Genomic DNA, 13,490 nt, shown 5'->3' with positions numbered 1-13,490 from the left:
GCGAATGCCTGCGGGCTTTAAGATTTTCAGCATGGCCGGTTCCGACGAGCCGGCCGCACATCAACATTCAAGGAGAGCACGATGCTGCGTTTTGCCGCCAACCTGAGCATGATGTACGTGGAGCACGATTTCCTGGACCGTTTCGCCGCCGCGGCGAAGGACGGTTTCCCGGGCGTCGAATTCCTGTTCCCGTACGATTACGCGCCTGAGGAAATCAAGTCGCGCCTGGACGCCAACGGCCTGACCCAGGCGCTGTTCAACGCGCCCCCGGGCGACTGGGCCGCCGGCGAGCGCGGCATCGCTTCGTTGCCCGGCCGCGAGGACGAGTTCAAGCGCAGCATCGACACCGCGCTGCAGTACGCCTCGGTGATCGGCAACAAGACGCTGCACGTGATGGCTGGCCTGATCAAGCCCGAGCAGGATCGCGCCCGCCATCGCGCGGTGTACCTCGACAACCTGTCCTACGCCGCCCACCAGGCGGAGTCGGCCGGCCTGACCGTGGTCATCGAGCCGATCAACACGCGCAACATCCCCGGCTTCTTCCTGAACCGCCAGGACGACGCCCAGGCCATCTGCGCCGAGGTCGGCGCCGAGAACCTGAAGGTGCAGTTCGACTGCTACCACTGCCAGATCGTGGAGGGCGACGTCGCCGTCAAGCTCAAGCGCGACATGGCCGGCATCGGCCACATCCAGATCGCCGGCGTGCCCGAGCGCAACGAGCCCGATGTGGGCGAGCTGAACTATCCCTACCTGCTCAAGCTGATCGACACGCTGGGTTACCAGGGCTGGATCGGTTGCGAATACAATCCGGCCGGCGCCACCTCGGCCGGCCTGGGCTGGCTCAAGGCGATCGCCGCGCAGGGCCTGACCCAGCTCAAGGCCTGAGCCGGGACGCGCGAAGCCGCCGCTCTAACGCGCGGCGCAAAAACAAAAGCGGAACGCTGTGCGTTCCGCTTTTTTCATTCAGGGCCGGCATGCCGGCGCAGCGTCAGAACAGGTCGATCTCGCCGCCCACCGGCTTGGCCGAGAGCTTGGTGGCGTAGTCGCGCTCGCTGCTGATCAGGTCGTTGCTGGAATTCTTCAGTTTCTTGACCAGCACCTTGCCGGTGCGCGGGAAGAAATGCACCTTGCGCGGCCAGATGTCGTTGAGGTCTTCGGCCACCACGCGGATGCCTTCGGCCGAGAGGAAGCTCTTGACGAACTTGGCGTTGCGCTCGCCAACGTTGAGCGCATTCATGCCGCGCAGCACCGCGCCGCCGCCGAACACCTTGCACTCCAGGTTCTCGCGCCGCGCGCCGGCCTTGAGGACGTCGTTGATCAGCACTTCCATCGCATAGGTGCCGTAGCGCATCGAGGCCGACACCGGGCTGTCCGCTTCGCCGCCGCCGTCGGGCAGCATGAAGTGGTTCATCCCGCCGATGCCCGAGACGCGGTCGCGCAGGCAGGCCGAGACGCAGGAGCCGAGCACGGTCACGATCATCATGTCGTCATGGGTGTAGTAATACTCGCCCGGCAGGATCTTGGCCGTGTCGCAATTGAAATTGCGGTCGTGGTAGACGTAGGAGGCGAAGTTTTCCGGCTTGAAGATGATGGTTTGCATGCTTGTTCCTTGCGGCTGGTAAGGCGTTTTGTGCATCCAGGACCGGTGAGGAAAGCGCCGGTATTGTTTTTTTCGTGCGGGCAACGCGGGTAGTGCTCTCTGGTGAAGCGATTGTCGCCGCGCCGGGCCTGGCGCGATATCGGGGATTTCCTGACGATGCGCGCCGCATCACCCGCATGGTTTGCCGTGGGGTAATGAAACGCGCAATATCCATCCCGCAGGCATGCGTCGCGCGCGGTGTTTCTGTTAGTCTTCCCTCCTGACGCCGGGTACGGCGCGACGACACAAGACAACAGAGCAGAAGAAAGGGATGGGAAAGATGGGGGAATTCGAGAGAGCGGGGCGTGGAGCCGGCAAGGTGGCGCGCCATGGCTAAGTCGGTGTCGTCGTTTTTGCTACCCCAGTTGGACGGCTCGTCCTTCGCCGCCTTGCAGGTATTTTTCGCGCTGGTGTTTGTTGTGGCGGTGGTCGCCATCCCGCTGCTGTTGCGCAAGCATGCCCGCGCCGGCCAATGGGAGCGTCGCCTGGCGGAGCTCGACGGCGCCGACGTCCAGGCGCTGGCACATGCCACGCCGGAAGAACTCAGCGATGCGGTGGCAACGGCGCCTGAGCGCTGGGCCGGCATGCTGCCCGGGCTGCTGCTGATGCTGGGCCTGCTTGGCACCTTCATCGGCATCGGCCTGGCATTGAGCGAGGTGGCCGGCCTCTCCGGCGCGAATGCCGCGCGCGGGCTGGCGCCGGTGATGGACGCGCTGGGCGCCAACTTCAAGATTTCTGCCTGGGGCATCCTGGCGTTCCTGTTCCTGAGAATATGGACCATCGCCTTCCCTCATGAGCAAGCGCGCCTGGCGTGGAGCGCCAAGCTCGTCGGCGCCCGCGCCGCGCAAGCGGCCGAGCGCCTGGCGCAGCAAGAGGCCGAGCAGCGCCGCCAACTGGTGGACGCCGTCAACGGCCTGGTCGCCGCGCAGCAGGCCGAGGCGCAGCGCGCCCATGTGCGCCATGCCGAACTGCTGGAAGCGCTGTCGCGCCCGGCCGATACGCGGGCTTGAGGACGCGCCATGAAGCAAAGCTCGAATGAATGGATCGTCATCGCCAATCTCATGGCCGGCGTGGCGGCGGTCGCGCTCGCGTTGACGGCCGTGACCCTGGCGCAGAACCCGGGCACGGGCGCCTCGGCGCGCGAGGAAACGGCCCCGCGCGCGGACGCCGCGGCTGCGCAGCCCAAGCCGGAGGCGGCGCAAACCGTGCAGACCGTACAATTGGTGGAAGCGCCGCGCGAAGAGGTGGCGGCAATACTTGGCGAGATGAAGTCGGCTTTCGCGCAGGCGGGGGTGTCGCGCTTCGTCGCGGTGGATGCCGACACCGGCAAGATCACGCTCAAGGAGGGCGCCTTCCGCCGCGGCAGCGCCTGCATCGAACCGGAAGCCAAGGAGGCCTTCGCCAAGGTCGAGAACCGGATTGCCGACTACCTCACGCAATTTCGCAATGGACGGATCTATGTAGAAGGCCACACCGACGACAAGCCGGTGAAGGCGCCCGTCACCGACCACCGCGCCTTCTGCGCCGTCTACGACGACAACTTCACCCTCTCCGCCGCCCGCGCCCGCGAAGCCCGGCAACTGCTGATCGGCCGCGCCGACGGCGAAGCCTCGCGCCGCGTGATCGTGGCCGGCTATGGCGATTCGCAACCGCTGGCGGACATGGATCCGGGTGACGAACGTAACCGGCGGGTGGAGCTGCGGTTTGTGAATGGAGTTGAGCAGCGCCAGTGAGATGGAGCAGCCTCGGCGTGAATATGCGCGGGATGAGGATGCCGCCGCTCGCCAAGGAAAAGGGTGGCCGGAAATGCAAAACGCCAACCCGAAGGTTGGCGTTTTGCTTGATCTTGGTGGCCCGGGGCGGAATCGAACCACCGACACAAGGATTTTCAATCCTCTGCTCTACCAACTGAGCTACCAGGCCAAGACGGAGAAGTATAGCAGCGAAAAAAAATTATGCAAGTGCTTTCGGGAAAATAGTTTTCGGCCGCCGTTTATAATGCAATCCATGACTTCCAACGCACAACACCATTCCTCTTCGCCGGCCGCGGCCGGTACCGATATCTGCATCGTCGGCGACGGCGCGGTCGGCAAGGCTGCGGCGCTCGGGCTGGCGCAGGCCGGCTTCAAGGTGACGCTGCTGGCGCCGCCGTCCAGGCCGCCGGCGACGGACGAGGCCAGCTGGGACGTGCGCGTCTATGCGCTGAACCATACCGCGCATCGCCTGCTGTCCTCGGTGCGGGTGTGGGAGGCGATGGACGCCGGTCGCATCGCGCCGGTGGACAACATGACGGTGCATGGCGACGGCGCTGCGGCGCAGGCCCAGGCCGGCTTCCTGAGTTTCGACGCCTATTCGGCGCGCACCCACGCGCTGGCCTGGATCATCGAAGACCGCAACCTGGACCAGGCGCTCGACGCCGCCTTGCGCTTTGCGCCCAATGTGCGCGTGGTGCAGGGCCGGGCCACGGCGCTGGCGGTGTCGCAAGAGGCGGCGACGCTGACGCTGGAGTCCGGCCAGGCCATCTCGGCGCCGCTGGTGGTGGGCGCCGACGGCGCCAATTCCTGGGTGCGCGGCCAGTGCGACATCGGGCTGGATTACCGTTCCTACGGCCAGCAAGCCATCGTCACCAATTTCAGCTGCGAGAAGCCGCACCTGGGCGTGGCCTACCAATGGTTCAGCCCCACCGAGGGCGTGATCGCGCTCTTGCCGCTGCCGGGCGAGCGCGTCTCGCTGGTGTGGTCGGCGCCGCAGGCGCTGGCCGAGCAGTTGCTGCGCCTGCCGCTGGCGGAACTGGCGCAGCGCCTGGCCCAATGGGCCGGGCCGGTGCTGGGTGCGCTGGCGCCGCTGCAGCCGGAGGTGGCCAAGGCCTTCCCGCTGCGCCTGATCAAGCCGCACGCGATGATCGGGCCGCGCGTGGCGCTCATCGGCGACGCCGCGCACGTGGTGCATCCGATGGCCGGGCACGGCATGAACCTGGGCTTCGGCGACGTCGCCGCGCTGATCGATACGCTGGTCAACCGCGAGCCGCAATACGACTGCGGCGATGGCCGCGTGCTGCGCCGCTATGCGCGCGCGCGCAAGGAAGAAGTGCTGCTGATGCAGCTGGCCACCGACGGCCTGCACCGTATCTTCTCCACCGAAGCCGAACCGGTGCGCCTGGTGCGCAACATCGGGATGAGCCTGGTCAACCGCCTGCCTGTCCTGAAACGCCGGCTGATCGCGCATGCCCTGGGCAAGTGAGCGCGGCCGATTTGAGGTAAGGTAGCGCGTCTGGCGATGTTTCTTCGCGCCAGCGGATGCGCGCATCCCCTAACCAATTTCCAAGAGATGACCGCCAGGGCAGTCGTGGCGCGGCTTTCAGGCCGACGCGGCGAACATTGTCCAGGCGTTTGATTTGAATCAGGACCAGCATGAATAAAACTCTGACAGCCGCCGCCGCGCGCAACCTGCGCCGCATCAGCACGGCGGCGCTGCTGATGGCCTCGGCCGTCGCGGGCGTTTCCGCCCACGCGCAGGCCGAGGCCGCCGACAGCACCGAAGCCACCATCAAGAAGCTCATCGAGCCGCGCCTGGGCAAGGATGCCAAGGTCGATTCCGTGACCAAGACGCCGTACTCCGGCCTCTACGAGATCCAGATCGACGGCGACGTCATCTATACCGACGCCAAGGCGCAATACCTGTTCATCGGCCGCGTGGTTGATTCCCAGACCTACCGCGACCTGACCAAGGAAAAGATCGAATCCCTGAACCAGGTGCCGTTCTCCGGCCTGCCGCTGGATAAGGCGATCAAGACCGTCAAGGGCAACGGCAAGCGCGTGATCGCCATCTTCGAGGATCCGAACTGCATCTACTGCAAGCGCCTGCACAAGACGCTGCAGGAAGTGGACAACACCACCGTCTACACCTTCCAGTACAACATCCTGTCGCCGGACTCCATCGTCAAGTCGCGCAACGCCTGGTGCGCGCCCAATCCGAGCCGCGCCTGGAACGACTGGATGGTGAACGGCAAGGAAGCGCCGGCCGCGCCCGTCAGCTGCAACGCCCCGCACGAGGAAGTACTGGCGCTGGGCAAGAAGCTCAAGGTCACCGGCACGCCGACCATCTTCTTCACCGACGGCTCGCGCATTCCCGGCGCCATCGACGCCAAGGGCCTGGAGCAGAAGCTGTCCTCGCTGAAGTAAGCGCGCCAATGAAAAGGGGCGCTCCGCGTGGCGGGCGCCCCTTTCGCGTTTCTTCGTCGCGCATCACTTGCCGGTATGCAGCTCCATCATTGCGGCCTCGAACTTGCCTTGCACCAGCAGCGGGATCACGTTCAGGCTCTTGTCCAGCGCCTCGTTGATCAGCGATTGTTCTTCCTTGCGCGGGCGGTGCAGCACGAAGTCCGCCACCGGCTGCTGCAGGCCCAGCGTGCGCGGATGGCCGATGCCCAGGCGCAGGCGCCAGTAGTCCTGGGTGCCGAGCGCGGCGGTGATGTCCTTCAAGCCGTTATGGCCGCCCGAGGATCCGCCTTTCTTGATGCGCGCCACGCCCGGCGCCAGGTCCAGCTCGTCGTGCACCACCAGCACCTCTTCCGGCGCGATCTTGTAGAAGCGCGCCAGCGCGCCGACCGACTGGCCGGAACGGTTCATGAAGGTCTGCGGCTCCAGCAGCCAGACTTCGTTGCCGGAGACCTGGGTCTTGCCGGCCAAGGCGTTGAAGCGCGTCTCGCGCGCCAGCCGCACCGGGCCGGCCAGGTTGTCGACCAGCCAGAAGCCGGCGTTGTGGCGGGTTTGTTCGTATTCGGGACCGGGGTTGCCGAGGCCGACGATGAGGCGGATGGACATGTTGCAAAAATGGACAGGAGCTGATCGGGGAAAGGGCGATTATCCCGAGTTTGCCGTCTTGCGTCCAATCGCAGTCGCCTTGTCAAGATTGGCGCATGCGGTTGAATTGCGTATCATCCAACGCTTGTTTTTCTTTGCAGTATCTTTTTGTTTTCACCGTTTCTATTGTTGACTGGGTTTCACCATGCTGCCTTCTATCGAACAACGACTCGCCCTTGAACTCGTCGCCAAGCCGGTGCAGGTCGCTGCCGCCATCGCCTTGCTGGACGAAGGCGCGACCGTCCCCTTCATCGCCCGCTACCGCAAGGAAGTGACCGGCGGCCTGGACGACATTCAATTGCGCCTGCTGGAAGAGCGCCTGCGCTACCTGCGCGAACTGGAAAGCCGCCGCGCCGCGATCATCGCCTCGATCGAAGAGCAGGGCAAGATGACGCCGGAGCTGCTGGACGCCATCGTCCACGCGGAAGACAAGACCCGCCTGGAAGACCTCTACCTGCCCTACAAGCCCAAGCGCCGCACCAAGGCGCAGATCGCCGCCGAAGCCGGCCTCACCGAGCTGGCCGATGCGCTGCTGGGCGACCCGACCCTGAATCCGGAAGATGAGGCCGCCAAGTATCTCAAGCCGGCCTTCACCACCGACAACGGCGACAACCCCGGCGTGCCCGACGCCAAGGCCGCGCTGGACGGCGCGCGCCAGATCCTGATGGAGCGCTTCTCGGAAGACGCCGCGCTGCTGCAAAGCCTGCGCGAGTACCTGACCGACCACGGCGTGGTCGAGTCCAAGGTGGTGGACGGCAAGCAGGACGCCGGCGAGAAGTTCGCCGACTATTTCGACTACTCCGAAACCATCGGCACCATCCCCTCGCACCGCGCGCTGGCGCTGTTCCGCGGCCGCCGCGAGGAAATGCTCAACGTCGCGCTGCGCCTGGACACCGAGGAAGAAAAACCGAAGTGGGACGCGCCGCACAATCCCTGCGAAGGCCGCATCGCGATTCGCTTCGGCGTCTCCAACAAGGGCCGCGCCGCCGACAAGTGGCTCTCCGACACGGTGCGCTGGGCCTGGCGCGTGAAGGTGTTCATGCACCTGGAAACCGAACTGATGACCAAGCTGCGCGAAGACGCCGAAGCCGAGGCCATCAACGTCTTCGCCCGCAACCTGAAGGACCTGCTGCTGGCCGCGCCGGCCGGCCCGCGCGCCACCATGGGCCTGGATCCGGGCCTGCGCACCGGCGTCAAGGTCGCCATCGTCGACGCCACCGGCAAGGTGGTCGCCAACGACACCATCTATCCGCACCAGCCGCGCAACGACTGGCATGGTTCGCTGCATACGCTGTCGCAACTGGCCGAGAAGCACAATGTGTCGCTGATCTCGATCGGCAACGGCACCGCCTCGCGCGAGACCGACAAGCTGGCGCAGGACCTGATCAAGCTGCGTCCCGAGCTGAAGCTGACCAAGATCGTGGTGTCGGAAGCCGGCGCCTCGGTGTACTCGGCCTCCGAATTCGCCTCCAAGGAATTGCCGGACCTGGATGTCTCGATCCGCGGCGCGGTGTCGATTGCGCGCCGCCTGCAGGATCCGCTGGCCGAGCTGGTCAAGATCGATCCCAAGTCCATCGGCGTGGGCCAATACCAGCACGACGTCAGCCAGACCCAGCTGGCGCGCTCGCTGGACGCCGTGGTGGAAGACTGCGTCAACGCCGTCGGCGTGGACGTCAACACCGCCTCGGCGCCGCTGCTGGCGCGCGTGTCGGGTCTGAACGCCAGCGTGGCGCAGAGCATCGTCTCCTACCGCGACATGAAAGGCATGTTCACCTCGCGCGCCGCGCTGCGCGAAGTGCCGCGCCTGGGCGACAAGACCTTCGAGCAGGCCGCCGGCTTCCTGCGCGTGATGAACGGCGATAACCCGCTGGACGCGTCCGCGGTGCACCCGGAATCCTATCCGCTGGTGCAGAAGATCCTCGCCGACATCCAGAAGGACGTGAAGAGCGTGGTCGGCCAGACCTCGCTGTTGAAGGGCCTGTCGCCGGCCAAGTACGCCGACGAGAAGTTCGGCGTGCCCACCGTCACCGACATCCTGAAAGAACTGGACAAGCCGGGCCGCGACCCGCGCCCCGAGTTCACCACCGCGACCTTCAAGGAAGGCGTGGAGGAAATCAAGGACCTGCGTCCGGACATGATCCTGGAAGGCGTGGTGACCAACGTCGCCGCCTTCGGCGCCTTCGTCGACATCGGCGTGCACCAGGACGGCCTGGTGCACATCTCGGCGCTGTCGAACACCTTCGTCAAGGATCCGCACACGGTGGTCAAGGCCGGCCAGGTGGTCAAGGTCAAGGTGCTGGAAGTGGACGAGAAGCGCAAGCGCATCGCCCTGACCATGCGCCTGAACGACACCGCGCCGGCGCCGGGCGCGCGCAACGAGCAGCGCGGCGACCGCAACGACGCGCGCCGCCTCTCGCAACACCAGAACCAGCGCGGCCGTGAACAGGAGCCGTCCAACAATGCGATGGCGGCGGCGTTCGCCAAGTTGAAGGGCTGATTCGCCGCACGACGAACGCCGCTGGATCCCGGCCTGCGCCGGGACGACGGGTAGGGCGGGACTTGAGCAGATGAAGGTTCCAGTTCTCTCTTTCCTGTCGTCCCTGCGAAAGCAGGGACCCAGCGTCGTTGCGCGGACGTCGCGACATGGCGAACGCCCAAAACAAAACAGGCTGTCCCCGCAAGGGAACAGCCTGTTTTTTATTGCCTGAAAAAAGCGATCAGGCGCTGGTGCTGATGCGCGTCTGGCTCACCGAGATCGATACGCTGACCGTGGTCTCGCTGGCGGTCACGGTGCCGCCGCCATTGGAGCTGCCATCGCCGTCATCGGCGCCGTCGCCGTCCTGCTGGTCGCCCTTGATCTTGGCGAGGAAGTCGGCCAGGCCCTTCTGCACCAGGTCATAGGTCTTGTCGATGTTGCTGGCGATGTCGCCGTTGAGCACGTTGAGGCTCTCCAGGATGCCGCGCGCTTCCTTGAAGCCCTGGTCGACGCCCTTGAGGATCTTCTGCATGTAGTCGTCGGCGTTGGTGCCGTCGTCCTTGTCCGGGTTGTTCTGCTTGTACAGCTGGAACATGTTGGTGACGAAGGAGACGATGCGGCCGGCGGTGCCTTCGGGCGAGTTGTCCTGCGACATCGCGTTCTGGATCGCATTGTCGCCGAGCTCGGGGCGCAGCACGTCGTTGATGTTCTCGATGGCGCTCTTGTAGACCAGCGAAAGCGGATCGTTCTGCGAGTTCAGCGACACCGACAGCGAGGCCTGCAGGATCGACACGTTGAGCTGGGCCTTGGAGCCGGACTCGGTCAGCAGGTTGGCCTTTTGCGCGTCGGCGATCTTGTCGTTGCTCGCGCCGGTGGTGGCCGGCAGGTTGGACGAGTCGGTGGTCGAGGTGGTGGTGCTGGGCAGCAGCGACTTGGTGTCGACGCCGCCGGTGGTGCTGATAGGCATGACGGTCTCCTGAGAAAAGAGGGGATCCGTGAATCAGAAAAGGGGAGGGCGGATCCGCTGGAGCGGCAAACGGCAAACGCCGGCGCCGATCCATTCCTTCATAACGGCGGGTGTCGCGTTATCTGAATATTGACAGAAATTTACATCTGCCGGTTTCGTCGGTTGGCGGCGCGCGATGCCGTGGATTTCATTGGGGAAATTTCTTGCAATCCCTTGCCGGCAAAGGCTTTGCGGGGAGCAGGCGAGGCCATTGCAGAGCCTGCGCGCGGCGAAATTTTTTTTCGGGAAAAGTGTAACGAAATGTGCCCCGCATTGCCTCCGGGCCAATCAATTTCCGCAGCGCCAACGAAATGAGGCCAAGCATGAGCTGAGAGAAAACGGGACGTATCGGAACGTCCCGTTCAGCGGCATGCGCAGGCGTTGCGGCCCGTCTCGCGCCGCGCAGGCTTCATTCCATCATTTCATTATTCCATTACGAACAGCCGGCGATGTTCGCGGATCGCGTAGCGGTCGGTCATGCCGGCGATGTAGTCGGCGACCTGGCGCGCCTGCTTGTTCAGGCGCAGCGTTTCGTCGGCGATGCCGCTCACCTGGTAGTCCGGCGGCAGCAGGTTGGGCTGGCCGATGAAGGCTTCGAACATGTCGCCGACGATCTGGCGCGCCTTGGCCGTCATGCGGTTGACCTGGTAGTGGCGGTAGAGCTTCTCGCGCAGGAATTTCTTCAGCACCGCAGCTTCGGCGGTCATGGCGTCGGAGAATGCGATGAGCTGCGGCGCGGCGCGCACGTCCTCGATGTCCAGCGGCGCCAGTTCGGCGATGCGGGCCTGCGAGGTATGGATCAGGTCGACGATGAGCGCGTTGATCATGCGCCGCACCGTCTCATGGATCACGCGGCGCCCGGTGATGCCGGGGTAGGCCTGCTCCACTTCGCGCAGGTGGCGCGCGAAGAAATCCACCTCGCTCATCAGCGGCATGGTCAGGAGGCCTGAACGCAGGCCGTCGTCGATGTCATGGTTGTTGTAGGCGATCTCATCGGCCAGGTTGGCCAACTGCGCCTCCAGCGAGGGTTGCTTCTTCTCGATGAAGCGGCGGCCGATGTCGCCCAGCTGGCGGGCATTGCTCAGCGAGCAGTGCTTGAGGATGCCCTCGCGCGTCTCGAAGGTCAGGTTCAGGCCGTCGAAGGCGCCGTAGTGCTGTTCCAGCTCGTCGACCACGCGCAGGCTCTGCAGGTTGTGCTCGAAGCCGCCGTAGTCCTTCATGCAGTTGTTGAGCTCGTCCTGGCCGGCGTGACCGAACGGCGTGTGGCCGAGGTCGTGGGCCAGCGAGATGGCTTCCACCAGGTCTTCGTTCAGTTGCAGGTTGCGCGCGCAGGAACGGGCGATCTGCGCCACTTCGATGCTGTGGGTCAGGCGGGTGCGGAACAGGTCGCCCTCGTGGTTGACGAAGACCTGGGTCTTGTACTCGAGGCGGCGGAAAGCGGTGGAGTGGACGATGCGGTCGCGGTCGCGCTGGAATTCGCTGCGCGAGCCGGGAGGGGTTTCGCTGAAGCGCCGTCCCCTTGAGTTCGCCGAATTGGCGGCGTAGGGGGCGAGGTGCGGCGGCGCTTCAGCTGACATATCAATCTCCGGTGCAGGCCGCCAGCGTCTGCATCAGCAGTTCCTGGGGCGCGTTGGTAATGAGCGGGGTTCCCAGCGGCTTGATCAGGATGAACTTGATCTGCCCGCCTTCGTTCTTCTTGTCGACTTCCATCAGTTCCAGCCAGCGCTCGTCGCCCAGGTCCGGGGCCGTCGTGGGCAGGCCGGCGCCGGCGGTCACGGCGCGGATGCGGTCGCGCGCAGCGGTGTCGATGTAGCCCAGGCGATGCGACAGGTCGGCTGCCATCACCATGCCGCAGCCGACCGCTTCGCCGTGCAGCCATTGGCCATAGCCCAGGCCGTTCTCGATGGCGTGGCCGAAGGTGTGGCCGAAGTTGAGGATGGCGCGCAGGCCGCCTTCGCGTTCATCCTGGCGCACCACCTCGGCCTTGATCTCGCAGGAGCGCTGGATGGCGTAGGCCAGCGCGGCGTCGTCCTTGGCCACCAACTGCGGCATGTTGGCCTCGATCCAGTCGAAGAACGGGGCGTCGATGATGGCGCCGTGCTTGATCACCTCGGCGATGCCCGCGGCCAGTTCGCGCGGCGGCAGCGTGTGCAGCGTCGCGGTATCGGCGATCACCGCCTGCGGCTGGTAGAACGCGCCGATCATGTTCTTGCCCAGCGGATGGTTGATGCCGGTCTTGCCGCCCACCGAGGAGTCGACCTGCGACAGCAGGGTGGTCGGCACCTGCACGAAGGGCACACCGCGCATGTAGGAGGCCGCGGCGAAGCCGGTCAGGTCGCCGATCACGCCGCCGCCCAGGGCGATCAGCGTGGTCTTGCGGTCGCATTTCTCGGCCAGCAGGGTGTCGAAGATGGTCATCAGGCTGGCCCAGTTCTTCTGCTCCTCGCCGTCCGGCAGCACGATCTCGGTGACCTGCTTGCCGGCCGCGCGCAGGGCGGCGCTGACTTTTTCCAGGTAGAGCGGGCCGACCTTGTCGTTGGTGACGATCGCCGCGCGCCTGCCCTTGACGAACTGCGGCAGCAGCGCGGCGTCGTCCAGCAGGCCGCGGCCGATGATGATGGGATAGCTGCGCTCGCCCAGGTCGACTTCGAGCGTGATCGGGGCGGTGACGGCGGTATTGGCTTGGTTCATGCTGCTGGTGTTCCGGCTGGCGCCGACGGCGCTGTTGATGATGACGGTGGTGGAGCTTGTCGCTGCCATGGCGGCGAAACCGCCGTCTTGGCTTGTGACCACGGCCGCGCTGCTGCGTTCGATGACGATCGTGCCCTCGTCGGGGGCGGGCGAGCGGTACGACGCCTGCGCGGCCTCTTTGGGCGAGAGTTCAAGGTGGCTGATGATGGTTTGCACCAGGAACTGCACGTTGGGGCGATTGGTCTCGACCACGAAATCGGCCACTTCGCGATACAGCGGCTCGCGCTGGCGCGAGAGTTCCTCCAGCTTGCGGCGCGGGTCGGCGGTCTGCAGCAGCGGGCGGTTCTTGTCGCGCCCGGTGCGCTGGAGGATCTGGTTGATGCTGGCGCGCAGGTAGATGACGGTGCCGCCCTTTTTCAGGTTCTCGCGGTTCTCGGCGCGCAGTACGGCGCCGCCGCCGGTGGCCAGCACGATGTCGGGCTGGGCCGAGAGTTCGCGGATGACTTCGGCTTCGCGCCGGCGGAAGCTCTCCTCGCCCTCGATCTCGAAGATGACCGGAATCGAGGCGCCGGTGCGCGCTTCGATCTCGTGGTCAGAATCGATGAAGCGCTTGCCCAGCTTCTTGGCCAAGGCGCGGCCTATGGTGGTCTTGCCGGCTCCCATCAGGCCGACAAGAAAGATGCTTCCCGTCATATCTCGTAATTCTGCGCTGCAGGCAAATGTTCGGTGGCGCCGCCCGGAGGGCGGAAGGCCGGAAAGCCGCAGCAGTGTTGCCGCGCGGCAGTTTTCGAGGCCAAACGCCGATTTTACCGTCCT

11 protein-coding genes and 1 tRNA gene are annotated in these 13,490 nt (G+C 65.3%); 6 read left to right on the top strand and 6 right to left on the bottom strand.

What is annotated here, in order from left to right; genetic code table 11:
• The first annotated feature begins 81 nt into the window (after window positions 1-81).
• Entirely contained in the window at window positions 82-885 is an 804-nt protein-coding gene (gene otnI, locus Herbaro_RS19125) for a 2-oxo-tetronate isomerase (protein WP_275011190.1), read from the top strand.
• 103 nt (window positions 886-988) lie between these two features.
• Here the strand turns inward: otnI and cheD are convergent, their stop codons facing one another.
• Window positions 989-1,600 carry a chemoreceptor glutamine deamidase CheD gene (gene cheD / locus Herbaro_RS19120; RefSeq protein WP_275011189.1) on the bottom strand — a complete coding sequence of 204 codons (612 nt, stop codon included), beginning with the start codon at window positions 1,598-1,600 and terminating at the stop codon, window positions 989-991.
• Between the two features lie 368 nt (window positions 1,601-1,968).
• Between cheD and Herbaro_RS19115 the strand changes: the two genes are divergently transcribed.
• Both Herbaro_RS19115 and Herbaro_RS19110 read left to right on the top strand, forming a co-directional pair.
• On the top strand, window positions 1,969-2,649 hold the full coding sequence (locus tag Herbaro_RS19115; protein WP_275011188.1) for a hypothetical protein: 681 nt from the start codon (window positions 1,969-1,971) through the stop codon (window positions 2,647-2,649).
• A gap of 9 nt (window positions 2,650-2,658) precedes the next feature.
• Window positions 2,659-3,372, top strand: a complete 714-nt coding sequence (locus tag Herbaro_RS19110; protein WP_275011187.1) for an OmpA/MotB family protein — start codon at window positions 2,659-2,661, stop codon at window positions 3,370-3,372.
• Between the two features lie 114 nt (window positions 3,373-3,486).
• Here the strand turns inward: Herbaro_RS19110 and Herbaro_RS19105 are convergent.
• A tRNA-Phe gene (locus Herbaro_RS19105) sits at window positions 3,487-3,562 on the bottom strand.
• Between the two features lie 84 nt (window positions 3,563-3,646).
• Here Herbaro_RS19105 and Herbaro_RS19100 point away from each other — a divergent pair.
• Together Herbaro_RS19100 and Herbaro_RS19095 are read left to right on the top strand one after the other, a co-directional pair.
• Window positions 3,647-4,879 (top strand): FAD-dependent monooxygenase, encoded by a 1,233-nt coding sequence (locus tag Herbaro_RS19100; RefSeq protein WP_275011186.1) that lies wholly within the window; start codon window positions 3,647-3,649, stop codon window positions 4,877-4,879.
• Window positions 4,880-5,049: 170 nt separating this feature from the next.
• The gene (locus tag Herbaro_RS19095; protein WP_275011185.1) at window positions 5,050-5,820 is read left to right on the top strand and encodes a DsbC family protein; all 771 of its coding nucleotides are present in this window, start codon (window positions 5,050-5,052) and stop codon (window positions 5,818-5,820) included.
• A 63-nt stretch (window positions 5,821-5,883) separates the two neighbouring features.
• Here Herbaro_RS19095 and pth read toward each other — a convergent pair whose 3' ends face one another.
• Entirely contained in the window at window positions 5,884-6,462 is a 579-nt protein-coding gene (pth, locus tag Herbaro_RS19090; RefSeq protein ID WP_275011184.1) for an aminoacyl-tRNA hydrolase, read from the bottom strand.
• Window positions 6,463-6,646: 184 nt separating this feature from the next.
• Between pth and Herbaro_RS19085 the strand changes: the two genes are divergently transcribed.
• Window positions 6,647-8,998 (top strand): Tex family protein, encoded by a 2,352-nt coding sequence (locus Herbaro_RS19085; RefSeq protein ID WP_275011183.1) that lies wholly within the window; start codon window positions 6,647-6,649, stop codon window positions 8,996-8,998.
• Between the two features lie 220 nt (window positions 8,999-9,218).
• On the opposite strand, the gene Herbaro_RS19080 is transcribed toward Herbaro_RS19085, so the two are convergent.
• The 3 genes from Herbaro_RS19080 to aroKB form a co-directional block, all read right to left on the bottom strand.
• Window positions 9,219-9,944, bottom strand: coding sequence for a DUF5610 domain-containing protein (locus Herbaro_RS19080; RefSeq protein WP_275011182.1), 726 nt, complete (start codon window positions 9,942-9,944; stop codon window positions 9,219-9,221).
• Window positions 9,945-10,408: 464 nt separating this feature from the next.
• A complete protein-coding gene (locus Herbaro_RS19075) occupies window positions 10,409-11,560 on the bottom strand; it encodes a deoxyguanosinetriphosphate triphosphohydrolase (RefSeq protein ID WP_275011181.1) in 1,152 nt (383 codons plus the stop codon).
• A gap of 1 nt (window position 11,561) precedes the next feature.
• Entirely contained in the window at window positions 11,562-13,367 is a 1,806-nt protein-coding gene (gene aroKB / locus Herbaro_RS19070) for a bifunctional shikimate kinase/3-dehydroquinate synthase AroKB (RefSeq protein WP_275011180.1), read from the bottom strand.
• Window positions 13,368-13,490: the final 123 nt, after the last annotated feature.

It is taken from the genome of Herbaspirillum sp. WKF16 (genome assembly GCF_028993615.1).
In the GTDB taxonomy this organism is placed as follows: domain Bacteria; phylum Pseudomonadota; class Gammaproteobacteria; order Burkholderiales; family Burkholderiaceae_D; genus Herbaspirillum.
This window is presented reverse-complemented; position numbering and strand designations above follow the sequence as displayed.